Genomic DNA, 23,233 nt, shown 5'->3' with positions numbered 1-23,233 from the left:
GGCCCGCACCCGATGACCCGAGTCTCTGCGAGCGCGGAGGCTCAGCGGCTGCGACGCAGCAGGTTGACGGCGCGGGTCAGGACCCACCGCTCTGGGGCACGCAGCAGGAGGAGCCCGAGCACGTAGACCCCTGCCACCACGGCGGCGATGAGCACTGCGCCGAGAGCCGCCGAGGACGCGGTGGCGCCCGGTCCAGCCCCGACGGGCATCAGATTGCCCGGCATCCAGTGCGCCGTGGAGAGCGCATAGCCCGCGCCGAGCGCGAGGAAGCCCAGCAGGACGGCTCGGCCCAGCAGGCCGGAGGCGGCCCGCAGGTCGATCCCCCGGTGCCTGGCGTGCAGCAGCCACATGTTCAGCACCGCCGCCAGCACCAGGGAGGCCGTGGTGGCCGCTGCGATCCCCGCGATCCCCATGACCGGGGCCAGCAGGATGTCTCCGACGACGTTGACCACCATGGCCAGGACCGCCACCACCACGGGAGAGACGGAGTCGCCGACGGCGTAGGAGGCTCGCACCACGATCTGCCGACAACCCAGGGCGAGGAGCGCCGGGGCGTACCAGGAGACGGCGATCGCGGTGTCGGTGACCGCGTCCGCATCGAAGACGCCGTGCCCGAAGGCCAGATCGACCACCGGCCGCGCGGCGAGCACGAGCACCACGGCCAGCGGAGTGAGCACCGTGACCATGACCGACATCCCCTGCCGGACCAGGCGGCGCACCTCGCCCCGGTCGGCGGCGGCCGCGCTGATCGCAGGATAGAGCGGCACCAGCAGTGCGGTGATGACCAGCGTCTCGGGCAGGTGGATCAGTCGCCACCCGAAGGAGAGCGCCGTGATGGCTCCGTCCTGGAGGGTCGAGCCCACGGCGCGGTCCACCAGGGTGTTCACGTTGACCACTGCGGTGCCGACGAGCATGGGCGGGACCAACCGGGCGATCTCGAGGAAACCGGGGTCGCGCAGACTGACCCGCGCACGCAGCGGGATGCGCAGCCGACGCACGGGCGGCAGCTGCATGCCCAGCCGCGCGGCTGAACCGACCACGAATCCGACCGCGAGCGCGAGGACCCCGTGCTCGGGTCCGAAGAGCGAGGCGGCGAGGATCATGATGATGTTGAAGGGCACGCCCTCCAGGGAGGACCAGGCGAACCGGCCGTGCGCCTGCACCAGGGAGGCGATCATGTCCGTGCCCGCGACCAGCACTGTGGCCAGGAGCATGACCCGGGTCAGCGAGGCCGCGACGTCTGACTGCTCCGCGCTGAAGCCGGGGGCGATGAGCGAGGTCACCGGGCCCGCCAGCAGACCCACGATCACCGCGGCGAGTCCCAGCACCACCAGCGTCACCGTCAGCGCCACGTCGAACCCGCGGTGGCCGCGGCACTGGCCGGTCTCCCCCGCGGCCTCACGCGCGACACGGGGGGTCGCGGAGCGGGAGACCGCATCGGCCACCAGCCCCAGCACGATGCTCATCAGCCCCTGGGCGACGAGATACGCGTCGAGCTGCGCGCCGGCGCCATAGACCGCCGCGATGACGACGTCGCGCAGCAGACCCAGCAGGGTGGAGGCGGCGGTCAGCGCGGTCACGACCAGCGCGGCGCGCGAGACGCTCCAGCCTCCCGATCTCCCTGCGCCGTCTGCCCCGCCTCCGCGTCGGCTCATCGCGTTCGCCCGAACATGATCATCCCTCGTGTGTTCTGTGCTGTGGTGTCTGGCGCGTCAAAGCCTAACCCGCGTCGCCTCGGTGAACGGGAGGTGAACGATTGGTAGAGTCGAAGACGTGGAGGATCGCCGCGCACTCATCGTCAGCACGGCCCGTGACCGGGGCGCGCTGGCGGCCGTCCGGGCCCTGAACAGCGCAGGGTGGACAGTCGGTGTGGGCACTCCCGACGGTGCCGGAATGGTCACCGCCTCGAACGCCTGCGCGCACCGCCACGTGGTCGCCCGCCCCCGTGGTGATGGTTCCGCCTTCGTGTCCGGAGTGCAGGAGGCCGTGCGCAGCGGCCGCTATGACATCGTCTTCGGCGCCGGAGACGATTGGATGGCCGCCCTCGCGGAGTTCCGCGACCAGATCCCGGCTCCGGTCGCCCATCCCCGTGCGAGCGCGGTCCGCACGGCGCTGGACAAGCTGGAGCTGGCCGAAGCGGCGGCGCGGGCAGGACTGGCAGCACCGCGCACGGTCGCGGGCACGCCTGAGGCCCTGCGCTTCTGGATCGGACCGGTGGTCGTGAAATGCAGAGAGCACTGGAGCCCCGGGCAGACCCGGCCGCACCGGATCGAGGCGCAGCGCTTCGATCGACCCCAGGAGGCTCTCGGGCAGCTGGACCGCATCACCGCCAGCGGTGCCCGCGCCGTCCTGCAGAAGCCCATCGACGGATCCCTGAGCGCCCTGGTGGGCCTGTTCCACCGCGGGCGCCTGGACGGGCGGGTGCAGCAGGTCAGTTCACGGGTCTACCCCACTCCCAACGGGGTCTCCACGCGCGCCCACACCGTGCCCGTGGACTCAGCGCTGGCCAGCCGTGCCGAAGCTCTGCTCAGCGACATCGGATGGGAGGGCCTTGTGGAGCTGCAGTTCCTGCTCGATGAGCATGGCACGCCACATCTGATCGACCTCAACGGACGGTTCTACGGCTCGATGGCCCTCGCCGATGCCGCACGGCCCGGACTCGCCCACACCTGGGCGCTGCGCACCTTGGGAGAGCCCGCTGCCAGACTCGAGGACGCGCCGGAGGGACATCGGTACGTCTGGGGCGCGGGAGACGTCCGCCGCGCCCTGGTGGAGCGCCGCGAGAACCTGTCCCAGGATCTCCGGGAGACGGTGCTGTGGGGGCGCGGCGCCCGCCACAGCGTCTGGGATCCCCGCGATATGGGACCGACCCGCCAGCTGGTCCTGGACCGTCTGGGTCTGCCCGGTCGCTCCCCCAGGACCTGAGCATCCTCGTCTCACCATTCGACCCGGACGTGGTGCCTCCGCCCTGGCCTCACTAGGCTGTCCTCATGATTCAGACTGATGTATCTCCTCGCAGCGCGCTGGTGACAGGCGCCTCCTCCGGCATCGGCGCGGCCACGGCGCACCGGCTGACCACCGAGGGGTGGCGGGTTTTCGCCGTCGCCCGCAGGGCCGAGAAGCTGGAGAGTCTCGCCGAGCAGGAGGGGATCATTCCGCTCATCTGTGATGTGACTGACCCGGAGCAGGTCAGCGCCGCCCTGGCCGAGGTCACGGCGGCCGGCGGGATCGACACGCTGATCAACAACGCCGGCGGCGCCCTGGGGATGGACACGGTGGCGGAGGGGCACGCGGAGGACTGGCGCTGGATGTACGAGGTCAATGTGCTGGGCCCGCTGAACATGATCCGCGCCTTCATTCCGATGCTGCGCGCCCACGGGGAGGGGACGATCCTCAATGTCACCTCCACCGCGGCGCTCGACCCCTACGAGGGCGGCGGCGGTTACAACGCGGCGAAGTTCGGCGAGCACGCGCTGACCGGCGCGCTGCGCCTGGAGGAGGCCGAGCACAACATCCGGGTCATCGAGGTGCTGCCGGGCATGGTGCACACCGAAGAGTTCAGCGCGAAGCGGCTCCGCGGGGACGCCGCGGCCGCAGAGGCTGTCTACCGCGGGGTGAAGAACCCGCTGGTGGCCGAGGACATCGCTGAGGTCATCGCCTCCGCCGTCACGCTCCCCCACCATGTGAACCTGGATCAGGTGGTCGTCCGGCCCGTGGCGCAGGCCGCTCAGCACAAGGTCATCCGCGAGGAGTAGACCGGCCGCCCCAAGGTTCCTGTTCCTCGCCCGAGCCGCTCCTGAGCTGCTGCTGAGCTGCTGCTGAGGTGCTGCTGAGCCACGGGACAGCGAACCCCGGAGTCCCGCGCGCAGCAGAACGCCGGTGAAGGCCGTGCCTTCACCGGCGTTCTCACAAGTGCGCCTGGAGTCGAGGTCGCCGATCAGTCGAAGACCGGGGATTCCGTCCGTGAGCGCTTGAGCTCGAAGAAGTAGGGGTACTCCGCCAGCGCAACGGCGCCGTCGAAGACCTTTCCGGCCTCCTCGCCGCGGGGGATGCGGGTGAGCACGGGCCCGAAGAACGCGGTGCCCTGGAAGGCGACGATCGGGGTGCCGACATCCTGACCCACCATGGCGATGCCCCGACCATGGGAGGCGCGCATCTCGGCGTCGTTCTTGTCGGTCTTGGCATCGGCCAGGAGCTCCTCCTCCAGCCCCACCGCGCGCAGCGCGTTGAGCGTGGCCGACTCGAAGTCCCGGTTGCCGTTGTTGTGGACTTCCGTGCCCACGGCCGTGTAGAACTCACCGACCTTGTCCTCGCCGTGCTTCAGCGCGACGGCCGTTGCGGTGCGGGCGGGGATCCACCGGGCGAGCTGCTCGGGGTCCTCTGCCGGAGAGGGATTCTTGTCCTCATTGAGCACGCCCAGGCTCATCACGTTCCAGTGCACCTCGACATCGCGGACCTGCTCCACCTCGAGGATCCACCGGGAGGTCACCCACGCGAAGGGGCACAGCGGGTCGAACCAGAAATCTACGCGTTCAGCCATATCGGGCTCCTTTCGATGCAGGGGCGGCATGCCCCTGCGGACGGATCGGTCATATCGCGTGCTGTCGATCGTGCTTCATCCGTGCCAACTGGCGGCACCGGGATTCCATTCCTGGAGGTGCTCGTGCGGAGCGGAGAGGATCAGATCGGGGCGTCCTCAGGGATGGGAACCTCAAGGCCCAGCAGGGCGTTCTCGGTGACCTCCATCAGCGCCGGATGGATCCAATACTGGCCGCGCGCCGCGGTATAGGCATCCACCCCGAAGCTCATCGCCTGGATGACCGGCTGGATGAGGTTCGACGCCTGATACCCCAGGACATGGGCGCCGAGGATCCGGCCGCTGCGGCGATCGGCGATGACCTTGAAGATGCCGTGTCCGTCCTCCATCGCCCAGCCATAGGCGGTGTCCCCGTACTTCTGGATCTTCGTGGTCAGGTTCTCCGCACCCACAGCGTCGGCGGCCTGCGCCTGGGTGAGTCCCACCTGAGCAATCTCCGGGAAGGAGAAGATGGCCGAGGGGATCGCCTCGTGCCGGGAAGGGCGCATCCGATCCGGGTGCTCCAGGTTGTGGGCGACCACGCGGGCCTCCTGATTGGCCACATGCTTGAGCATGGCCGGGGAGCTGATGTCCCCGAGGGCGTAGAGGCCCTCAACGGGCTGCCCCTGCCTCAGGACCCGCTGATATTCGTCCACTGCCAGGCGTCCGTCGGGGTGCAGGTCGAGGCCCACCTCGGCTGCCCCGACGAGATCGGTGTTCGGAGTGCGTCCGATGGCGACCAGGACCAGGTCCACGTCATGATCCTCGACCCGACCGTCGGAGGTGACCAGCTCCACGCGCAGCCCGCCCTCGCGCTCGGTGACGCTGGTGACCGTGCGCTCATAGTGCACGGTCCAGTTCTGCTCGGCCTGGACCGAATAGGCTGCTGAGATGTCCGCGTCCAGAGCACTCATCAGCCCCTGGCTGCGGTTGACCTGGATGACTTCGGTGCCGAAGGCCGAGAAGACGCCGGCGAACTCGCAGGCGATATAGCCACCGCCCAGGACCAGGATCCTCTCCGGCCGCTCCTCGATCCGCATGATGGTGTCCGAGGTGTGCACTCCAGGAAGGTCCATGCCGGGCACCTGGGGCAGCTGCGGGCGCGATCCGGCCGCGATCACCATGCGGTCCGCCTCGGCTCGGACGCCCGATTCGGAGACGAAGGCGAAGGGCGCCTCACTGAAGTCCCCGGTGAGCGCGACCTTCTCGGCCACGAGGTCCACATGCTCGAGCTCCTCGCGATACTGCCGGCCTCCTGAGGAGATCGCGTCGATGCGGGAGAAGATGCGGTCCCGCATGGCAGGCCAGTCCACCGCAGTGGTCTGCTGGGTGACGTTGAGCCGAGCCGCCTCTTCAGGGCCACGGGCCACCGCCGCGGGCCGCACGAACATCTTCGTGGGGATGCACCCCACGTTCAGGCAGGTCCCTCCGAATGCTCCCGTCCCGCCGGAGCCCTTGTCCGCCAGCACGACGCGCTTGTCATCCCAGAAGGATGTGATCAGGGAGTTCCCGGAGCCGGAACCGATGATGGAGAGGTCATAATTGGCCATGGGGCAATCCTACGGGCCAGCTCCCCAGACACATCCCGCAAGCACCCCCCACCCATCCCCCAGGAGAGAACATGATCCTCATCGTCGTGAAATTTCAGGTCAAGCCCGAGCTCGCCGACCAGTGGCCCGACATCACTCGCGAGTTCACCGAAGCGACCCGGGCAGAGCCGGGCAACAAGTGGTTCGACTGGTCACGCAGCATCGAGGACCCCGATGAATACGTGCTGATCGAAGCCTTCGACGACGACGCCGCGGGCCCGCACGTGGAGTCCGCACACTTCCAGCGGGCCGTGAGCTCTGATGGCGCCATGGCCCAGGCGCTGGTCTCCACTCCGAAGATCATCTCCCGCCAGGTCGAGGGCCAGGGATGGGACGAGATGGGCGAGATGAAGATCGGCTGAACCTCGCCGCGCGGAGCGCCGGGGTGAGCAACAGTCCCGATCATCCCTATGATGGGTACCGTGCAGATCTTGAGCGTTTCCAGCCTGAAAGGCGGGGTCGGTAAGACCTCGGTCACCATGGGTCTGGCTTCGGCCGCCCTCCAGCAGGGGGTGCGGACCCTCGTCGTCGACCTGGATCCCCATGCTGATTCCACCACGGGGCTGGCGGTGAAACGCGGCAGCGGCACCGAAGCCGGGGCGCTGCTGCGCGACGCCAAGCGCGCCACGCTCAGCGAGCATGTCGTGCGCTCCGGGTGGGTGGACCTGCTCCCCGAGGAGCAGCAGTCCACCGCGAAGCTTGATGTGATCGTGGGGTCCGCCCTCTCCGCTACCTTTGACCGGCCCGACATCCGTCCTCGAGACATGCGCCGACTGCGCACCCTCCTCGAGCGGGTGTCCGGCTATGACCTGGTCCTCGTGGACTGCCCGCCCTCCCTGGCGGGACTGACCCGGATCGGCTGGGCGGCGTCGAACGGTGTGCTTCTGGTCGCCGAGCCGAGCCTGTTCTCGGTGGCCGGCACTGAACGCACGATGCGAGCCATCAGGATGTTCTCCAACGAGTACGCGCCGCAGCTGAAGTCCGCCGGCGTCGTGGTCAACCGTGCCCGTGCCGACTCCACCGAGCATGAGTACCGCCTGCTCGAGATGGAGCGGCTCTACAAGGACAAGCTGATGCTCCCGGTGCTGGAGGAGAATCCCTTCTGGCAGCAGATCCAGGGGGCTGCCTATCCGGTGCACCACTGGCCCGGTGACCAGGTCAGGGACCTGGCGAAGTCCTTCGATCAGCTGCTCAAACAGCTGCTCTGACCCCACCCTGCGCCGTTGAGGGGCGGATCTTCCGAGTGGTCAGGGGCTTTTGCGGCCTCAGCTGCTCGGAGAACCCGCCCCTCAACGTGCAGTGGAAGCGTCTAGGAGGCTTGGGAGCGACGCCGCGCGCGCAGCTGCGCGAGCTCGTCCGGGGCTGCCTCGAGCTCGGGATTCAGCGGGGACGGCTCGGGCTCGGTCCGCTCGCGGGGAAGCTCTGCCAGGCTTCCCTCGACCTCGCGCCAGACGCGGCCCACGGCGATCCCGAAGACGCCCTGTCCGCCCTGGACCAGGTCAATGACCTCGTCGGCGGAGGTGCATTCGTAGACCGAGGCGCCGTCGGACATCAGGGTGATCTGCGCCAGGTCATCCACGCCGCGCTCACGCAGGTGTTCGATGGCGGTGCGGATCTGCTGCAGCGAGACGCCGGTGTCGAGGAGCCGCTTGACGACCTTGAGCACCAGCACGTCGCGGAAGGAATAGAGCCGCGCGGAACCGGATCCGGAGGCATTGCGCATGGAGGGCTGCACCAGCTTGGTCCTGGCCCAATAGTCGAGCTGACGATAGGTGATCCCGGCGGCGGCGCAGGCCACCGGTCCGCGGTAGCCGAGCTCCTCGTCCAGCTCGGGCAGGCCGTCGCTGAACAGCGGCTGCTGGGCAGCAGCCTGCCCGGGCCGGATGCGCTCAGCGTCCGCGTGCGATTCTGGACCCACCTGGTACCCTCCTGAGGTGCTGGACTCCGCGGGGAACGCGCGTCCCTGAGTCCATTGAGCGACCCGGGCCATGCATGCGGAAACCTTGTCCCTTGACGGTATTGCCGCAGCCGCCAGGGGTCAAAGACATTCGAATTTACTCTACGGCGTGTCGTGAGATTCCACTAGTCAGCCGCCTGGATCTCACTGGAAGTCCTCCGGCTCGGCGTCCTCCAGGAAGCGCCGGAACTCCTTGATCTCATCCTCGGAGATGGGCCGCTGTCCGGTGGCCTCGGTCCGCGGGGTGATTCCCACGCGGGTCAGCATTTCTCGTTCCATGGTGACCAGACACTGGACTCGCACCGCCACCGCGATGGCATCGGAGGCCCGGGCGTCGAAGCTGCGCCCGCTGCCCAGGGTGATGGTTCCCCGATAGGTGGAGGAGTCCAGCATGCTGATCTCCACGGACCTCACGCCCGAGCCCAGGCGGGTCATCACCTCGGCGAGCAGATCATGGGTCATCGGCCGCGGGGGCACCTTCTTCTCCATGGCCATGGCCACGGCGTTGGCCTCGGCAGGCCCCACCAGGACCGCGACATGGAGGTTCTCCAGTCCGGGTTCAGCGCCGCGAAGCACGACCACAGGCTGTTTCGATGGGAGTTCGATACGAACCCCCACGACATCCAGCGGGACCAGCTGGCTCTCCATGGTCCAAGTCTAAGTCAGTTCTTGTCCAGCTGTTCCACCGAGGTGTCCATGATCGAGGCGCGGAGGTCCTTGAGGCACTGCAGCATCTCTTTGGAGGACTCCGCGACCCGCGCCCGGGCCGCAGTGTCTTTGCGTGCAGCGTGCGGGGCCATGGCTCGCGCGATCAGGTCCAGCTCATTGTCCGCGGAGCGGCGAATGTTCGCCAGGTGTTTGGGCTCGAGTCCATAGCGCGCGAGCACACGGACGGCCCTGACCGCCTTGAGGTCGTGGTGGCTGTAGTTGCCCTCGGCGTCGGCTGCGATGATGCGGAACTTCTCCAAGGTGTCGAGCATCCCGCGGGTTGCGCCGGAATGCGCGCGGAGCTCCTTGCGGGACATGGGACGGATCCGCCCGGTGATCTGCGCGGCCATCTCATCGGTGACCTCGCGGGGCCCGACCGGGGCCGCCTGCGGCAGTGCCTCCGGGGTCTCGCCGGAGTCGATGGCGTCCATGGTCTGCTTGATGACGTCCAGCGGCATGTACCGGTCCCGCTGCAGCGCGAGGATGAAGCGCAGCCGCTCGACGTCCGCGGCGCAGTACTTGCGATACCCCGAGGCGGTGCGGGCCGGCTCCACCAGGTCCCGCTCCTCCAGGAAGCGCAGCTTGGAGGCCGTCAGGTCCGGGAACTCCTTCTGCAGCTCGCGCAGCACCTCGGAGATCGTGAACACATGCGTGGTGGCAGGTTCCGGTGAGGTCGCGGCCGGTTTCGGCCTCGGCGCTGGGGAAGCACTCACTGCGTATCCTCTTTCGGGCATCGGGGAAGGATCGAAATCAGCCTCAGGATAACGTGCCCGTGCTCTGCGCCCTGGCATTTTGGTTCACCGGTCAGTCGGAATCTCTGGACCCGGAGTAGAAGGTCAGCCGGAACTTGCCGATCTGGACCTCGTCGCCGGCTCTGAGCCGATACTGGTCGACACGGTCATGATTGACGTAGGTGCCGTTGAGGCTGCCCAGATCCTTGACCTGGAACCCCTTCCCCTCCCGGTGGAGCTCGACGTGGCGCCGCGAGACGGTCACGTCATCCAGAAAGATGTCCGCCTCCGGGTGCCGACCCACACGTGTCAGGTCCTGATCCAGGAGGAACCGCGCACCCTGGTTCGCCCCGGTGTGCGCGATCAGCAGCGCAGAGTTGCGAGGCAGCGCGGCGATGGCCTGCTGATCATCCTCGGAGAGCTGGGGCTCCCCCGCCTGTGCCTCCACTGGAGGCAGCGAGATACTCGTCGTCTCCGCTGCACTGTGAACGTTGTCATTCTCACGAGTAGTCTCCACGTCGCCTCCTCTCGCCGGCCCGTCTGCTGGCGGCCTTCAGCCTACTTGGTTTTTATAGTCCTCGGCAGAGAGCAGGGAGTCGAGGCCTGAGCTCTCGGCCAGCCTGACCTCGAACAGCCAGCCCGAAGCATAGGGCTCGGAGTTCACCGCCCCGGGGTTCGCATCGAGATCGGTGTTCACGGCTGTGATCTCGCCTGCCACCGGGGCGTAGATGTCGGAGACCGACTTGGTGGACTCGACCTCGCCGACCACATCGCCGGAGGCGACGGTGGCGCCCACCTCCGCGTGCTCCACGTAGACCACCTCGCCGAGGGCATCCTGGGCGAAATCTGTGATGCCGACACGGACCACGCTCGGGTCCGCGGTGGTCGCGATCCACTCGTGGTCTGCACTGTACTGAAGCTCTTCGGGGACGGTGCTCATAGTCTCAGCTCCACTCTTGACCTCACGGTCGCGGGGCAGAGGGCAGCCGACGACGTCGCCGATGCCCTCTGACCAGTTGGTTTGTCTGCGAACAACTTAGCACCCCGGGCTCGGCCGGCGATATGGTCTTCAGTCATCAGTCTGAGATGCCGGACCGGACAACGGGCGGCGGAGCCTGGGTCTTTTGTCGTCGGCGCGAAGGCTAGGACTCCTTGACCGCGGCGAAGTGCTCCGCGTCGCGGCGTCGATCCTCGCGCGCCTCTCGAGTCAGCTCGGCCCCAGCTTCCTCGTCCCGGGTGAGGTTCTCGCCCGTGCCGGGGTCGAAGAGGTGCATCCGGCGGGTGTCGAGCCAGAGCTCGGCCGTGTCGCCGCTGCGGAACCGCGAGGTCGCATCGACTTCTACCACCAGCTGGGTGCGCAGTTCGTCGGCGTCCATCTCCTCAGCCAGGTTTCGCAGCGTCTCCTGCACCCGTTCGTCCGTCTCGTAGGAGACATAGGCGTACTGCTCATTGCCCATCCACTCGCTGTGACTGATCTCTGCGGTGAAGGTGGTCCCCTTGGACAGCTGGACCTCACTGAGCTGAGTCGCGTCCTCGAAGAACTCCGGGCGGATGCCGGCGAGCACGATTTCCCGGCCGGCGCCGGCCTTGGCGGCCCGGTCCGGGATCTCGATCTTCCCCAGCGGTGTGGAGAACACGTTGCCCTCCACCGTGCCGGGCAGGAAGTTCATCGACGGTGAGCCGATGAATCCGGCGACGAAGAGATTGGCCGGCTGTTCGTAGAGCTCTCGCGGGGAGGCGATCTGTTGCAGCACCCCCTTCTTCAGCACGGCCACGCGGTCCCCCAGAGTCATGGCCTCGGTCTGGTCGTGGGTGACATAGACGCTGGTGGTGTTGAGTTCACGCTGGAGGCGCGCGATCTCGGCGCGCATCTGTCCGCGCAGCTTGGCGTCGAGGTTCGAGAGCGGCTCATCGAAGAGGAATGCGTCAGCGTCGCGGACGATCGCGCGGCCCATGGCCACGCGCTGTCGCTGACCACCCGAGAGGTTCGCAGGCTTGCGATCCAGGTGCTCGGTCAGCTCGAGCATGGTCGCAGCATGCTGAACCTTCTCATCGATCTGCGCCTTGGTGAACTGTCCCTTGGTCAGCCGCATCGGGAACGCGATGTTCTCGTAGACCGTCAGGTGCGGGTACAGCGCGTAGCTCTGGAACACCATGGCAAGGTTGCGTTCGCGCGGTGCCTTCTCATTGACGCGCTCCCCGCCGATCAGCAGATCGCCCTCGGTGATGTCCTCGAGACCCACGATCATCCGCAGCAACGTGGACTTGCCGCAGCCGGAGGGCCCGACCAGGATGACGAACTCGCCGTCCTCGATGTCGATGGAGATGTCGTTGACGGCGGGGAAGCCGTCATCGTATTTCTTGACGAGATTCTGAAGCGTGATGGATGACATTTCAGTGGAGTCCTTATCTACTCAGCCCTTGACGGCGCCCTGGGTCAGTCCGGAGACGATCTGGCGCTGGAAGAGCAGCACCAGGACGACGACGGGGATGGTCACGACGATGGCAGCCGCGGAGATTGCGCCGGTAGGTTCCTCGAACTGGGAGGCACCGGTGAAGAAGGCCAGCGCCGCGGGGACGGGTCTGGCCGCTTCGGTGGAGGTCAGGGATATCCCATAGACGAAGTCGTTCCAGGCGATGAAGAACGCGATGATCGCGGTGGTGAAGACACCAGGCATGGCCAGCGGCACGATCGCCCGGCGGAAGGCCTGCCACTGGGTGGCCCCGTCTACCTGTGCCGCCTGTTCGAGATCCCAGGGGATCTGCCGGAAGAACGCGGCGAGCGTCCAGATGGAGATCGGCAGGGTCAGTGACAGATACGGGATGATCAGACCGAGCCAGGTGTCATAGAGTCCGATGTTGCGCCACAGGTTGAACAGCGGGATGACCACCGAGATCACCGGGAAGACCGACACCGCCAGCGCGGATCCGAGGATGATCTTCTTGCCCGGAAAGTCCAGCCGCGCGATGGCGTAGGCACACAGAGTGGCAAGCACCACGGCGATGAATGTGGCGATCAAGGTGATGCCGATGGAGTTGCGCAGGGCGGTGAGGAACAGTCCCTGAGCATCCCCGAACAGGATCATCTCGTAGTTCTCCCAGGTGGGGCTGCCCGGCAGGAAGGAGGCGTTGCCGAGGTCCGCCGGGGTCTTGAAGCTGGTGGCCAGGATCGCGGCCACCGGGAAGAGTGCATAGACCAGGACGACGATCGTCAGCACCGTCCATCCCAGGCGCTGCTTTCCAGTGAGCTTGCCGTTGGAGGCCATCTCTACTTACCTCCCTTGGAGTCGGTGCCGCTGGCGAGATCGACCTTGAACCCCTTGATCGCGATGACACAGATCAGCAGCACGCAGATGAAGAGGATGACCGAGACCGCGGAGCCCAGTCCGATCTCCAACCGTCCGATGGAGGTTCGATAGGCCAGCAGCGAGAGCACTTCCGTGCCCGCGGCGCCATTGGTCATGATGAAGACGTTGTCGAATATTCGGAAGGCGTCCAGTGCTCGGAAGAGCACCGCGACCATGATCGCAGCCTTCATATTGGGCAGGATCACCCGGGTCATCTGCTGGCGCCAGCGGGCACCGTCGACCTTGGAGGCTTCCACGAGCTCATCGGGGACCTGGGCCAGGCCCGCCAGCAGCAGCAGGGCGATGAAGGGGGTGGTCTTCCAGATCTCGGAGGCCATGATGATGGTGATCGCTGTGCCGAAGTTGGCGAACCAGTCAAGGTCGCTGTCGATGCCGGGAACCCAGCCGAACCAGCCGTTCACGAAGCCCGAGTTGATGTCGAACATGTAGTACCAGGCAAAGGCGGAGACCACGGTGATGATGCCGTAGGGAACCAGGATCGCGGTGCGCAGCGCGCCACGGATCCGCTTCAGCGCCTTGTGCATCACCAGCGCGAGCCCGAAGCCGAGGACCAGCTCGACGGCGACGGTGACCACGGTGACCAGCAAGGTCACCAGCAGCGCCCGCCAGAACACCTCCGTGTCGGAGAGGATCGTCATGTAGTTCTGCAGGAATACGAAGGAACGCTCATCCGGGGCCGTCAGGCGGAAGGAGAACAGGGAGTCGTAGATGGCCTGAGCGATGGGATATGCGGTGACCGCGAGCATGATGAAGAACGCAGGTCCCGCGATGAGCCACCCCAGCCGCGCTTCTGACTTCGCTCGGTTGGTCCGCTTCCCGCCGTTGCCGTTCTTGCGGCTGGCGGGCCTGGCGGCTGAGGATCCTGCGGCTTCGCGCTTCTGCCGCCGCGGGGTTTCTGGTGCGGTTGTCACAGGAGGCGCTCCCCTCTGAGCACTTCAACGATGAAGGAATCGGTCTGCGTGGGAGTCCGCTCGGCGCTGACCCCCGCGATGGGTGTGTACTCCTGCTGAATCGCGATGGAGATCTCGTTGTAGAAGGGCGTCTGCGGCCGCGGGGCCGCGTTCTCCAGCGCCTCACGGATGGCGTCGGCCATCGGATACTCGTCTTCGAGCGTCGGATCGTCATAGGCGGCCTCCGAGGACGGAGGGTTGCCGTTGGTGATGAAGTACTCGGTCTGGTTCTCCGGCTGCACGATGCACTCGATGGCCTCGAAGGCCAGCTCCTGATTCTCGGAATCGGCGCCCACGGCGAGGTTGATGCCGCCCAGCGGCGGCGCTGAGGGGGTGTCCTCATCGACCCGGGGGTACTGGGCCCAGCCGATGTCATCCACGAGCTCCTCATCCACCGCACCCTCGTCCGCGGCGGCCTTCGTCGCCGCCCAGACGAAGGGCCAGTTCACCATGAAGGAGCCCTCGTCCCGCTGGAAGAGCAGCATCGATTGGTTCTCGTCCATCGAGGCGACGCCCGGCCCCGCAAGGCCCTCGGACCCGATCTCCGAGATGATCTCCGAGGCCCGCACTCCAGGCTCGGTGTCCAGATTGGTCTCCAGCTCCGCAGCGGGCGCCTCGGGGTTCTCCAGGATCGACTGGTCCTGGGACTCGACCAGCGCATTGAGCCAGACCGTCATGGACTCGGCCCGAGTGCCCTGGACTCCGAGGAGCTTGTCCTGCTCCAGAGCGGTCTCGATGACCTGGTCCCAGGTGACCGGCTCGTCCATATCAAGACCCGCCTCCTCGACCACGGACTCGCGGTACCAGAGCAGCTGCGTGTTGGCCCAGAACGGAACCGCCACGAGCTCGTCATCCCACATGGCACCGGCAAGGGCACCCTCGAGGGTGTCCTCGGTGGTGCGTTCGCCGACGTCCTCCGGGACGGGTGCAAGGAATCCCGGCTCCGCCAGCTCAGGGATGAAGGGCGGGTCCAACGACATGATGTCCAGCGAGTCGTCGTTCGCGGCCAGACGGCGCGCGAGCTGCTCCCGCTGGGAAGGAGCGTCGGCAGGAAGCAACGAGGTCTGTATCTCGTAGGCGCCCTCGGACTCCTCGGTGCAGAGCTGCGCGAGGTTCGCCTGTCCGCCGTCGTCCGGATTGATGTACCAGGTCAGGACGGGAACGTCCTCACCGTCCGAACAACCGCTCAGCAGGATGGCGGCCGCGAGTGCGGCGCCCGCTGCTCGTGCCGGCCGTCCCCTGCGCGGGGTGCCTTGGGAACCGCCCATGAAACTTCCACCTCTCGCCACCCGGCGTGAAGCCCGGTCACTGGATGTGGCCTGAGCCACTACGTGTGACTGAGACTACACCCGAGGTCGCGTCCAGGAAATAGACAGGCTGTTAAAGGGTTGGGTGGGTCAGGCGGACTTCTTGCGGAACTTCTTCGCCTCGGAGAGGGTGATCAGCTCAGCTTCGGCACCTTCGCGCACCACGGCCTCGGTGACGGTCACCGTGGCGATGTCATCGCGTGAGGGCAGTTCGAACATCACCGGCGCGAGCACGTTCTCCAGGATCGAGCGCAGACCGCGCGCCCCTGTGCCGCGCAGCTCGGCCTGCTCCACCACGGCTCCGAGGGATTCGGGGGTGAACTCCAGCTCGATCCCGTCGATGGCGAAGATCTTCTGGTACTGCTTCACCAGCGCGTTGCGGGGCTTGGTGAGGATGTCGGTGAGCGCGGCGGCGTCGAGCTGCTCGACCGTCGCGATCACCGGGAGGCGACCGATGAGCTCGGGAATGAGCCCGAACTTGTGCAGGTCCTCCGGTTCGACGTCAGCGTAGCTGGCCTCGCTCTTGGTGATCGTCGACAGCGGGGCGCCGAAACCGATCCCCTTACGACCTGCGCGGGATTCGATGAGCTCCTCCAGGCCGGCGAAGGCTCCTGCCACGATGAACAAGATGTTCGAGGTGTCGATCTGGATGAACTCCTGCTGGGGATGCTTGCGCCCGCCCTGCGGAGCCACCGAGGCCACGGTGCCCTCGAGGATCTTCAGCAGGGCCTGCTGGACGCCCTCACCCGAGACGTCGCGCGTGATCGAGGGGTTCTCGGACTTGCGTGAGATCTTGTCGATCTCATCGATGTAGATGATGCCCTGTTCAGCCTTCTTGACGTCACCGTCGGCAGCCTGGATGAGCTTGAGCAGGATGTTCTCCACGTCTTCGCCGACATATCCGGCCTCGGTGAGGCTGGTCGCGTCAGCGACGATGAAGGGGACCTGCAGTTTCCGGGCCAGGGACTGCGCCAGGTAGGTCTTCCCGGAGCCTGTGGGCCCGACCATCATGATGTTGGACTTGCCGATCTCGACGTCGTCCAGCGGACCCTTCTCCAGGGAGGTGGTCTTCTTCGCGGATCCGGTGGCCTGGATGCGCTTATAGTGATTGTGCACCGCCACCGAGAGGGTGCGCTTCGCCTTGTCCTGGCCGATCACGTACTCGTCGAGGAAGGCGTAGATCTCCCGCGGCTTGGGCAGCTCGAAATCGTCGGGCTCCTGCACCTCGTTGAGGTACTCCTCGATGATCTCGTTGCACAGCTCGATGCATTCGTCGCAGATGTAGACGCCGGGTCCGGCGATCAGCTTGTACCGGACCTGTTTCTGGCTCTTGCCGCAGAACGAGCACTTGAGCAGATCTGCGCTCTCACCTATGCGTGCCATGAATGTGCAATCCCCTCAAGAACTGGTTGGCGGTTCGTACCAAGGGTACGTCAGGCCAATGACACGGTCGGGGACGTCCGTGAAGAACGTCCCCGAGCGAGTCATATATGTCGTTGCTGCGCGTCGCTGGAGCTGCCATCTCTGGCTGGGACGCAGTGGACCGGAGTCCTCCCCCGGCCCAGCCGGGTCAGACCGGAAGCTTGCGGGAGGCGAGAACCTCGTCCACCAGTCCGTAGTCCTTAGCACCTGCGGCGGAGAGGAACTTGTCCCGGTCGATGTCCTCGGCGATCTCGTCCTTGGACTTCTTGGTGAGATCCGCAAGCACCTCTTCCATCCAGGTGCGGATGCGGCGCACCTCGTCGGCCTGGATCTGCAGGTCGGTGGCGGTGCCCTGCGTGCCGCCCACGGCGGGCTGGTGGATCAGCACGCGCGCGTTCGGCAGCGCCAGACGCTTGCCCGGGGTGCCGGCGGCGAGCAGGACCGCGGCGGCGGAGGCCGCCTGGCCCAGGCAGACCGTCTGCACATGCGGACGGATGAACTGCATCGTGTCGTAGATGGCGGTCATCGCGGTGAAGGAGCCGCCCGGGGAGTTGATGTAGAGGGTGATGTCCCGCTCCGAGTCCATGGACTCCAGCACCAGCAGCTGCGCCATGATGTCATCGGCCGAGGCGTCGTCCACCTGGCTTCCCAGGAAGACGATGCGATCCTCGAAGAGCTTCGCATAGGGGTCCTGGCGCTTGAATCCGTAAGGGGTGCGCTCCTCGAAGGAGGGCAGGATGTATCGGGAGTCCGGCATGCTGGGCGCGCTGGGCCGTGCAGCCGGGAGGGCGGGTGCCGAATTGTCAAAGGGGTTCATGTCAGATGTGCTCCTGTGGTCCTGGTGCGAAACGCTGGCAGACGGTGGTCTTCTCCCACGCTGGGATCAGATGCCTCCGCCGCCGGAGACGGTGGAAGACCGCTTGGCGATCTTGTCGAAGAAGCCGTATTCGAGTCCGTCCTCCGCTGTGAACCACTTGTCACGGGCGTTGTCCCGAAGGATGGTCTCGAGGCTCTGACCGGTCTGTTCAGCGGTCAGCTCCGCCATGACCTGCTTCATGTGCTGGATCAGCTGGGCCTGGATCCGGACGTCTGACTCGGTGCCGCCGATGCCTCCTGAGGGCTGATGCATCAGGATGCGGGCGTGGGGGGTCGCGAAGCGCTTGCCGGGGGTGCCTGAGGACAGCAGGAACTGTCCCATCGAGGCGGCCAGACCGGTGGCCACGGTGACGACGTCGTTCGGAATGAACTTCATCGTGTCGTAGATGGCCATGCCGGCGGTGACGGATCCGCCCGGTGAGTTGATGTAGAGAGTGATGTCCCGCTCGGGGTCCTCGGCGGAGAGCAGGAGCATCTGGGAGCAGATGGTGTTGGCGTTGTCGTCGCGGACCTCTGAACCGAGCCAGATGATCCGTTCTTTGAGCAGGCGGTTGTAGATGTAGTCATCGCGGGACGCGGGGTCCACGGTGGACATGCTCGGCAGGTTCTGGGTCATGGACTCATCCTCCACTGGTGGGTCAAGCTGGGTCGGCACTGGCAGTGCCTTCGTCGAGAACATTACTGGTTGTGCTGTGGGGCGCGAGCCCCTGGCGCGGGACGTTCGCTGTTGGCACACGGTTTGAACCTGAAGGGAACGTCAGCATGCGCAAGAAGGGCCCCACCTGACGGTGAGGCCCTTCTCCCGGGACGCGCGGGCGTCAGTTCTGCTTGGTGTCCTGCGTCTCCTCGACCTCGGCACTCTCCGACTCGTCGACCTCGGGACTCTCCGACGCGACCGGCTCGGCGGCCTCAGCCTCGTCCTCATCCCCGGCAGGGGTCACGAAGTCGGTCAGGTCGACGGTGTTGCCCTCGGTGTCCTTGACGACGGCGAGCTCCAGCACCTTGGCCAGAGCCTTCCGACGGCGAACCTCGCCCATGATCATGGGAACCTGGCCGGCCTGGTCCAGCATCTGGGCGAACTGGTTCGGCTCCATGCCGTACTGCGAGGCGGTGGAGACAATGTACTCGATGACCTCGCTCTGCTCGACACCGATCTCTTCCTTCTGCGCGATCTCGTCCAGGACGAGCTCGTTGCGGAAGGCGTCGGCGGTCTGCTTGGAGATCTCCTCGCGGTGCTCCTCGGTGTCGTGATCGTCACCGGCCTCGTGGTTCTGCGAGGTGAAGTGCTGCTCGACCTGCTCGGCCACCACGGACTCGGGCACCGGGACCTCGATGAGCTCCATGAGCTTCTCGAGCACCTTGTCCCGGGCTTCGACACCCTGCTCCACGACGAGGTTCTCCTCGGCCTTGGAGGTCAGGTCGGCGCGCAGCTCCTCGATGGTGTCGAACTCGGAGGCCAGCTGTGCGAACTCGTCGTCGGCCTCGGGAAGCTCGCGCTCCTTGACCGCCTGCAGCGTCACCTTGACCGAAGCCGTCTCGCCGGAGTGCTCGCCGCCGGCCAGCGTGGTCTCAAAGGTGGCATCCTCGCCGGCAGAGAGACCCTCGAGGGCCTCATCGATGCCCTCCAGCATGGTGCCCGCGCCGACCTGGTAGGACAGACCGGAGGCGGTGTCCACCTCTTCGTCTCCGACCTTGGCGATCAGGTCGATCGTGACGAAGTCGTCGGTGGCCGCGGGCCGCTCGACGTCCTTGAGGGTGCCGAAGCGGCTGCGCAGCTCGTCGAGCTGTTCCTGCACGGCGGCGTCGTCGGCGGAACGGGGCTCCACCTCGACCTCGAGGCCAGAGTAGTCCGGCAGCTCGATGACCGGCTTGATGTCCAGCTCGCCGGAGAACTTCAGGACGCCCTCATTGGTCTTGACGTCGGGGATCTCGTCGATCTCCACCTCGGGGCGGGACAGCGGGGAGAGCTCGGCCTCGGCCAGACCCTGCTGGTAGAAGTCGTTCAGGCCGTCATTGATGGCCTGCTGGACGACGTACTCCCGACCGACGCGCTGGTCGATGATCGGAGCCGGCACCTTGCCCTTGCGGAAGCCGGGGACCTGAACCTGCTCGGCGATGCTCTTATAGGCGGCCTTGATCTTGGGTTCAAGCTCCTCGGAAGTCACCTCGACGGTGAGCTTGACGCGGGTCGGGTTCAGATTTTCTACGGTGCTCTTGACCACGTGTGGGGCTCCTGATAGCTGACTGATGAATCGTTTGCCGTCGGGGTGACAGGATTTGAACCTGCGGCCTCACGCTCCCAAAGCGCGCGCTCTACCAAGCTGAGCTACACCCCGAACTCCCGACCGTTCCTGCCTCGGCCTGCCGTTCTCACGGCACACGTCTGCAGGGACAATGGCGGACCGCTATACAGTACCGTGCTGCGGTCCTGGGCGACGAATCCGGGCCGGCACCGCGCCCCGCAGGTCCCGCCTGGGCGTCGAGGAGACCCTGCTGTCCACCTGACCACGGATGCGATCAGGTATGCGACCACGATCACCGGATATCGATTGGCGTGCCCGCTGACCGGGTGCTAGAGTTCTATGTCGTTGCCCTGCTGAGTATGCGGGCAGCATGATGATGGCAGCGTCTGCGATCAAGGGCCTCTAGCTCAATTGGTAGAGCATCAGACTCTTAATCTGCAGGTTTCGGGTTCAAGTCCCGAGGGGCCCACTCTTCACGAGCAGGCGCTGCATCTGAATCTGGCCGCCGGATCACGAGTTCACTCGTGGTCCGGCGGCCTTTTTCATGCCGCGGCGCGGACTCTCATGCGAATCGTCGCGGCCCTGCGCCAGGCCTCGCCTGCAGCCTCGCCTGCGGCGCCTCAGGCCGCGTCCATGTCCTCCACCGTGTCCATGAAGTAGTCGATGAACTCGTAGAAGTGCTCCACGTCCTTGCGCTGGTGCAGCACGATGTCGGGGAACTGTTCGAATCGCACCTGCCCGTGCAGGTCCAGCTTCACCCGTCTGCCAGTGGAGAGGGCCAGCTCCACGATGTTGTCCTGGGTGGCCATGCCCGCCAGATTGGTGAGGTTCACCAGCTTGGGGATCAGAGGGGTCGCGGCCGCCGGCGTCTCACCCCGCTGCAGGGCCGCAACCCGCTCCAGCGCCTCCTCCAGGTCCACCGGGCAGAGCACGATCTCCACCGGTTCGCGGCGATAGCCCACGAGCAGCAGCGGCCCGGGCCGCTCCCCGGGGTACGCGGCGGGGTCCGCAACGGGCTCGGCCGCATCCGGAGTCTCCTCCAGGTCCATGGTGCAGAGGATGTTGTATGCGCCGAAGTTCATCACCGAGGCGTCGAAACTGGCACGCAGAGCATCGACGAGGTGCTGTTCCGGTCGGCTTCGCTCGGTGGTGATGACCATGGGTGCCTCGACTTCCGCAGGGGCCTGATGTGCTCATTCTACGGATAGGCTGAAAACTGCGCACCAGCCATATCCGTTGAAAGGACCTCGATGAGCATCCGACTAGAGCCCGGCGACGCGGCACCGAACTTCACCCTTCCCGCTGCCGGCGGGGAGGCCGTGAGCCTCGAGCAGCTGCAGGGCCAGAAGGTCATCCTCTACTTCTATCCCAAGGCCTCCACCCCAGGGTGCACCACCCAGGCCTGCGATTTCCGGGACTCGCTCGACTCCCTGGCCGCGACGGGATACACCGTGCTGGGCATCTCCCCTGACCCCGTGTCGGACCTGGAGAAGTTCTCCGCCGAGCAGGCCCTGAGCTTCCCCCTTCTCTCAGACGAGGACCACGCGGTGGCCGAGTCTTTCGGCGCGTGGGGCGAGAAGAAGAACTATGGTCGTGTGGTTGAGGGCCTGATCCGTTCCACCATCGTGCTCGATGAGGCAGGGACGGTCACGCTGGCCCAGTACAACGTCAAGGCCACCGGCCATGTCGCCCGGCTTCGCGAGAAGCTCGCAGCCTGACTCTGGTCACGTAGGCAGCACGCATGGGCGGTTTTTCATGGGCGACAATACATTGGAAGCTTGCTGAGCCAGTTGGTACCTACGGGCTCAACCGCCGCAAGGTCGCCAGGGCGAACCCGGAGGCCTTGTCATGCCAATCGCGTTGGAGACCGACCATGTCAAACCCGCGGTCGATATGTCCGTCTATTTCGCTCCGCAACATGTCGAACAGAGCAACGCGCAGCTCGGTGTTGAAATTGATCTTCCCTATCCCTGCCGCGGGCGCAGCGGCGAGGTCCTGTTCGGACAGGCCAGAAGCCCCATGCAGCACCAAAGGGACGTTTGCGGCGGCAACCTTCAGTTCCGCTATTCGGCCCCATCCGAGTTTCGGTTCCCCAGAGTACTGGCCGTGCACGTTCCCGACGGAGACAGCCAGGAGGTCTGCGCCACTCAGCCTCAGAAAGTCCGCCACTTCCCCAGCATCCGTGAAAGGTGATGCTCTGGATTGCAGGGCGATGTCCTCATCGCCAGCGATGTTGCCCAGTTCTGCCTCCAGGGTCACCGCATTGCCCACGATCTCGCGAGTTTGAGCCACAAACTCCGCGTTGGCCTCCATAGACAAACGTGACCCGTCAGCGAGCACAGCGTCGGCGCCGGCGCGCACAGCGGAATCGATGAGCGAAAGGTCGGTCGCGTGGTCCAGCTGCACTGAGACGGCAGTGGAGATATCGTCGGCCAGACACCTGAGAGCCTGAATGAATCGGAGACCTCCGATGCCGCCGGCGACCTTGGGCGGCACCAGCAGAATGACGGCGGACCCCACCTTCTCGGAAGCCTCGACGATCGCCTGGGCAGTGCCGAAGTCATATACGGCGAAGGCCGGCACGGCGGAGTCCCGTGCCACTGCGCGTTGCACCATCTCCCGCATGAACCGTCCAGCCGTATGGGCAACAACAGGTTTCACGACCATTTTTTCTGCTCACGCTGCCAGTCTGTGAGTGATTCTGCGGTCGTCCCCTGAGGAATGTACTCGAGCGCAAACGCCCCTTCGTATCCCTTGCTCATGAGCAACTCCACCGCGCCGCGAATGTTCGCCTCGCCGCTACCAGGCTGACCACGTCCCGGGATGTCAGCCAACTGCACGTGCTTTATGCGTGCCGAGTGTTCTTCTATCACCTCGATGACGTCTTCACCACTCATACCCACGTGATACTGGTCCAAGAGGAACCCGAGGTTTGTCACACCGGTCGCCTTCTGCACACGATCGATTATTCCCACCGCATCAGCAGATGTCTTTATCGGATAGCGCGGCATCTTGCTGACCGGTTCTAGCAGGACGGTCCCACCGATCTCTGTTGCGGCACGCGCCGCGAAAGCGAGATTCTCGTCAGCCAGCCTGTCCTGTTCGGCATGACCAAGTCCATCCCGGCGGTGGCTATATGGAGCGTTGAAGAGCTGCGTGCCAAGCCGCTCTCCGACCTCCATGGCGATGGCAACGCTGTCACGGAACTCGTCACTTCGCTCAGGATAGGACAGCACGCCGCGCTCCCCCGCCGGCATGTCGCCGGCGAAGAGATTCATGGCGGTCAAGTGAACTCCTGCGTTGTTGATGGAGTCCACGAAAGACTCGATCTCGGTGCGTGATGGGCGACCAGTTGTCCCGAAGGGCCACCAGAACTCGACCTCATCAAACCCCGCCGCTTTGGCCGCACCGGGCCGGTGGAGCAGCTCGTGCTCGTTGAACAGCAGACTCAGGTTCAAGACCCATCGGATCTCATCGTCCATAGTATGTGCCTCCTCTTTTGATGG

The 23,233-nt window shown here is 65.9% G+C and carries 24 protein-coding genes and 2 tRNA genes; 6 read left to right on the top strand and 20 right to left on the bottom strand.

Annotated features, from left to right (window positions below; translation table 11 throughout):
• Positions 1-41 precede the first annotated feature (41 nt).
• Positions 42-1,655 carry a murein biosynthesis integral membrane protein MurJ gene (murJ, locus tag H4W27_RS04205; protein WP_192594818.1) on the bottom strand — a complete coding sequence of 538 codons (1,614 nt, stop codon included), beginning with the start codon at positions 1,653-1,655 and terminating at the stop codon, positions 42-44.
• A 118-nt stretch (positions 1,656-1,773) separates the two neighbouring features.
• On the opposite strand from murJ, the gene H4W27_RS04200 reads away from it, so the two are divergent.
• Together H4W27_RS04200 and H4W27_RS04195 are read left to right on the top strand one after the other, a co-directional pair.
• Entirely contained in the window at positions 1,774-2,925 is a 1,152-nt protein-coding gene (locus H4W27_RS04200) for an ATP-grasp domain-containing protein (RefSeq protein WP_192594817.1), read from the top strand.
• 65 nt (positions 2,926-2,990) lie between these two features.
• Positions 2,991-3,755: an SDR family oxidoreductase gene (locus H4W27_RS04195; RefSeq protein ID WP_192594816.1), complete on the top strand. Its 765-nt coding sequence runs from the start codon at positions 2,991-2,993 to the stop codon at positions 3,753-3,755.
• A 182-nt stretch (positions 3,756-3,937) separates the two neighbouring features.
• Here H4W27_RS04195 and H4W27_RS04190 read toward each other — a convergent pair whose 3' ends face one another.
• Positions 3,938-4,540, bottom strand: coding sequence for a mycothiol-dependent nitroreductase Rv2466c family protein (locus H4W27_RS04190; protein WP_192594815.1), 603 nt, complete (start codon positions 4,538-4,540; stop codon positions 3,938-3,940).
• Between the two features lie 140 nt (positions 4,541-4,680).
• On the bottom strand, positions 4,681-6,126 hold the full coding sequence (locus tag H4W27_RS04185) for a mycothione reductase (protein WP_192594814.1): 1,446 nt from the start codon (positions 6,124-6,126) through the stop codon (positions 4,681-4,683).
• A 71-nt stretch (positions 6,127-6,197) separates the two neighbouring features.
• On the opposite strand from H4W27_RS04185, the gene H4W27_RS04180 reads away from it, so the two are divergent.
• Together H4W27_RS04180 and H4W27_RS04175 are read left to right on the top strand one after the other, a co-directional pair.
• Positions 6,198-6,527 carry a putative quinol monooxygenase gene (locus tag H4W27_RS04180; RefSeq protein WP_192594813.1) on the top strand — a complete coding sequence of 110 codons (330 nt, stop codon included), beginning with the start codon at positions 6,198-6,200 and terminating at the stop codon, positions 6,525-6,527.
• 60 nt (positions 6,528-6,587) lie between these two features.
• On the top strand, positions 6,588-7,373 hold the full coding sequence (locus tag H4W27_RS04175) for a ParA family protein (RefSeq protein ID WP_192594812.1): 786 nt from the start codon (positions 6,588-6,590) through the stop codon (positions 7,371-7,373).
• A 101-nt stretch (positions 7,374-7,474) separates the two neighbouring features.
• Here the strand turns inward: H4W27_RS04175 and H4W27_RS04170 are convergent, their stop codons facing one another.
• From H4W27_RS04170 to H4W27_RS04105, 14 genes are all read right to left on the bottom strand, one after another.
• Positions 7,475-8,155: a MerR family transcriptional regulator gene (locus tag H4W27_RS04170; protein ID WP_192594811.1), complete on the bottom strand. Its 681-nt coding sequence runs from the start codon at positions 8,153-8,155 to the stop codon at positions 7,475-7,477.
• A 111-nt stretch (positions 8,156-8,266) separates the two neighbouring features.
• Complete coding sequence (locus tag H4W27_RS04165; protein ID WP_192594810.1) at positions 8,267-8,770, bottom strand: bifunctional nuclease family protein; 504 nt, start codon at positions 8,768-8,770, stop codon at positions 8,267-8,269.
• Positions 8,771-8,784: 14 nt separating this feature from the next.
• Positions 8,785-9,543: a transcriptional regulator FtsR gene (gene ftsR, locus H4W27_RS04160; protein WP_318782134.1), complete on the bottom strand. Its 759-nt coding sequence runs from the start codon at positions 9,541-9,543 to the stop codon at positions 8,785-8,787.
• Positions 9,544-9,634: 91 nt separating this feature from the next.
• On the bottom strand, positions 9,635-10,078 hold the full coding sequence (locus tag H4W27_RS04155; protein WP_192594808.1) for an FHA domain-containing protein: 444 nt from the start codon (positions 10,076-10,078) through the stop codon (positions 9,635-9,637).
• Positions 10,079-10,114: 36 nt separating this feature from the next.
• Complete coding sequence (gene gcvH / locus H4W27_RS04150) at positions 10,115-10,501, bottom strand: glycine cleavage system protein GcvH (protein ID WP_192594807.1); 387 nt, start codon at positions 10,499-10,501, stop codon at positions 10,115-10,117.
• Positions 10,502-10,703: 202 nt separating this feature from the next.
• Positions 10,704-11,954, bottom strand: coding sequence for an ABC transporter ATP-binding protein (locus H4W27_RS04145; RefSeq protein WP_192594806.1), 1,251 nt, complete (start codon positions 11,952-11,954; stop codon positions 10,704-10,706).
• Positions 11,955-11,975: 21 nt separating this feature from the next.
• Complete coding sequence (locus H4W27_RS04140) at positions 11,976-12,827, bottom strand: carbohydrate ABC transporter permease (RefSeq protein ID WP_192594805.1); 852 nt, start codon at positions 12,825-12,827, stop codon at positions 11,976-11,978.
• A 2-nt stretch (positions 12,828-12,829) separates the two neighbouring features.
• Positions 12,830-13,840, bottom strand: coding sequence for a carbohydrate ABC transporter permease (locus H4W27_RS04135; RefSeq protein WP_192594804.1), 1,011 nt, complete (start codon positions 13,838-13,840; stop codon positions 12,830-12,832).
• Positions 13,837-15,147: an extracellular solute-binding protein gene (locus H4W27_RS04130; protein WP_192594803.1), complete on the bottom strand. Its 1,311-nt coding sequence runs from the start codon at positions 15,145-15,147 to the stop codon at positions 13,837-13,839. Before H4W27_RS04130 ends, H4W27_RS04135 begins: the two co-directional genes overlap by 4 nt.
• Positions 15,148-15,276: 129 nt before the next feature.
• A complete protein-coding gene (clpX, locus tag H4W27_RS04125; RefSeq protein ID WP_192594802.1) occupies positions 15,277-16,569 on the bottom strand; it encodes an ATP-dependent Clp protease ATP-binding subunit ClpX in 1,293 nt (430 codons plus the stop codon).
• Positions 16,570-16,756: 187 nt separating this feature from the next.
• The gene (locus tag H4W27_RS04120; protein WP_318782131.1) at positions 16,757-17,425 is read right to left on the bottom strand and encodes an ATP-dependent Clp protease proteolytic subunit; all 669 of its coding nucleotides are present in this window, start codon (positions 17,423-17,425) and stop codon (positions 16,757-16,759) included.
• Positions 17,426-17,491: 66 nt separating this feature from the next.
• Complete coding sequence (locus H4W27_RS04115) at positions 17,492-18,100, bottom strand: ClpP family protease (protein WP_192594801.1); 609 nt, start codon at positions 18,098-18,100, stop codon at positions 17,492-17,494.
• A gap of 202 nt (positions 18,101-18,302) precedes the next feature.
• Positions 18,303-19,706, bottom strand: a complete 1,404-nt coding sequence (gene tig / locus H4W27_RS04110; protein ID WP_192594800.1) for a trigger factor — start codon at positions 19,704-19,706, stop codon at positions 18,303-18,305.
• A gap of 40 nt (positions 19,707-19,746) precedes the next feature.
• Positions 19,747-19,820 (bottom strand) — tRNA-Pro (locus H4W27_RS04105).
• A 303-nt stretch (positions 19,821-20,123) separates the two neighbouring features.
• Here H4W27_RS04105 and H4W27_RS04100 point away from each other — a divergent pair.
• Positions 20,124-20,196, top strand: a tRNA-Lys gene (locus tag H4W27_RS04100).
• Positions 20,197-20,347: 151 nt separating this feature from the next.
• On the opposite strand, the gene H4W27_RS04095 is transcribed toward H4W27_RS04100, so the two are convergent.
• A complete protein-coding gene (locus H4W27_RS04095) occupies positions 20,348-20,887 on the bottom strand; it encodes a hypothetical protein (RefSeq protein WP_192594799.1) in 540 nt (179 codons plus the stop codon).
• 90 nt (positions 20,888-20,977) lie between these two features.
• Here H4W27_RS04095 and bcp point away from each other — a divergent pair, with 90 nt between their 5' ends.
• Entirely contained in the window at positions 20,978-21,445 is a 468-nt protein-coding gene (gene bcp, locus H4W27_RS04090; RefSeq protein WP_192594798.1) for a thioredoxin-dependent thiol peroxidase, read from the top strand.
• Between the two features lie 79 nt (positions 21,446-21,524).
• On the opposite strand, the gene H4W27_RS04085 is transcribed toward bcp, so the two are convergent.
• Complete coding sequence (locus H4W27_RS04085; protein WP_225938996.1) at positions 21,525-22,394, bottom strand: class II fructose-bisphosphate aldolase; 870 nt, start codon at positions 22,392-22,394, stop codon at positions 21,525-21,527.
• Positions 22,385-23,209 carry a hydroxypyruvate isomerase family protein gene (locus tag H4W27_RS04080; protein ID WP_192594797.1) on the bottom strand — a complete coding sequence of 275 codons (825 nt, stop codon included), beginning with the start codon at positions 23,207-23,209 and terminating at the stop codon, positions 22,385-22,387. Before H4W27_RS04080 ends, H4W27_RS04085 begins: the two co-directional genes overlap by 10 nt.
• Positions 23,210-23,233: the final 24 nt, after the last annotated feature.

This window comes from Nesterenkonia lutea (assembly GCF_014873955.1).
GTDB lineage: Bacteria > Actinomycetota > Actinomycetes > Actinomycetales > Micrococcaceae > Nesterenkonia > Nesterenkonia lutea.
The sequence above is the reverse complement of the archived record's forward strand: the minus strand, read 5'-3'. Positions and strand labels throughout refer to the sequence as shown.

What these genes read in the sequence shown, in the direction of transcription:
- H4W27_RS04080 (WP_192594797.1), bottom strand. Translation starts at nt 23,209, where the DNA reads ATGGACGATGAGATCCGATGGGTCTTGAACCTGAGTCTGCTGTTCAAC.
- H4W27_RS04185 (WP_192594814.1), bottom strand. Translation starts at nt 6,126, where the DNA reads ATGGCCAATTATGACCTCTCCATCATCGGTTCCGGCTCCGGGAACTCC.
- H4W27_RS04170 (WP_192594811.1), bottom strand. Translation starts at nt 8,155, where the DNA reads ATGGCCCGGGTCGCTCAATGGACTCAGGGACGCGCGTTCCCCGCGGAG.
- bcp (WP_192594798.1), top strand. Translation starts at nt 20,978, where the DNA reads ATGAGCATCCGACTAGAGCCCGGCGACGCGGCACCGAACTTCACCCTT.
- H4W27_RS04130 (WP_192594803.1), bottom strand. Translation starts at nt 15,147, where the DNA reads ATGGGCGGTTCCCAAGGCACCCCGCGCAGGGGACGGCCGGCACGAGCA.
- murJ (WP_192594818.1), bottom strand. Translation starts at nt 1,655, where the DNA reads ATGAGCCGACGCGGAGGCGGGGCAGACGGCGCAGGGAGATCGGGAGGC.
- H4W27_RS04190 (WP_192594815.1), bottom strand. Translation starts at nt 4,540, where the DNA reads ATGGCTGAACGCGTAGATTTCTGGTTCGACCCGCTGTGCCCCTTCGCG.
- H4W27_RS04085 (WP_225938996.1), bottom strand. Translation starts at nt 22,394, where the DNA reads ATGGTCGTGAAACCTGTTGTTGCCCATACGGCTGGACGGTTCATGCGG.
- H4W27_RS04145 (WP_192594806.1), bottom strand. Translation starts at nt 11,954, where the DNA reads ATGTCATCCATCACGCTTCAGAATCTCGTCAAGAAATACGATGACGGC.
- H4W27_RS04180 (WP_192594813.1), top strand. Translation starts at nt 6,198, where the DNA reads ATGATCCTCATCGTCGTGAAATTTCAGGTCAAGCCCGAGCTCGCCGAC.
- H4W27_RS04140 (WP_192594805.1), bottom strand. Translation starts at nt 12,827, where the DNA reads ATGGCCTCCAACGGCAAGCTCACTGGAAAGCAGCGCCTGGGATGGACG.
- H4W27_RS04115 (WP_192594801.1), bottom strand. Translation starts at nt 18,100, where the DNA reads ATGACCCAGAACCTGCCGAGCATGTCCACCGTGGACCCCGCGTCCCGC.
- H4W27_RS04095 (WP_192594799.1), bottom strand. Translation starts at nt 20,887, where the DNA reads ATGGTCATCACCACCGAGCGAAGCCGACCGGAACAGCACCTCGTCGAT.
- H4W27_RS04165 (WP_192594810.1), bottom strand. Translation starts at nt 8,770, where the DNA reads ATGGAGAGCCAGCTGGTCCCGCTGGATGTCGTGGGGGTTCGTATCGAA.
- H4W27_RS04120 (WP_318782131.1), bottom strand. Translation starts at nt 17,425, where the DNA reads ATGAACCCCTTTGACAATTCGGCACCCGCCCTCCCGGCTGCACGGCCC.
- gcvH (WP_192594807.1), bottom strand. Translation starts at nt 10,501, where the DNA reads ATGAGCACCGTCCCCGAAGAGCTTCAGTACAGTGCAGACCACGAGTGG.
- H4W27_RS04195 (WP_192594816.1), top strand. Translation starts at nt 2,991, where the DNA reads ATGATTCAGACTGATGTATCTCCTCGCAGCGCGCTGGTGACAGGCGCC.
- clpX (WP_192594802.1), bottom strand. Translation starts at nt 16,569, where the DNA reads ATGGCACGCATAGGTGAGAGCGCAGATCTGCTCAAGTGCTCGTTCTGC.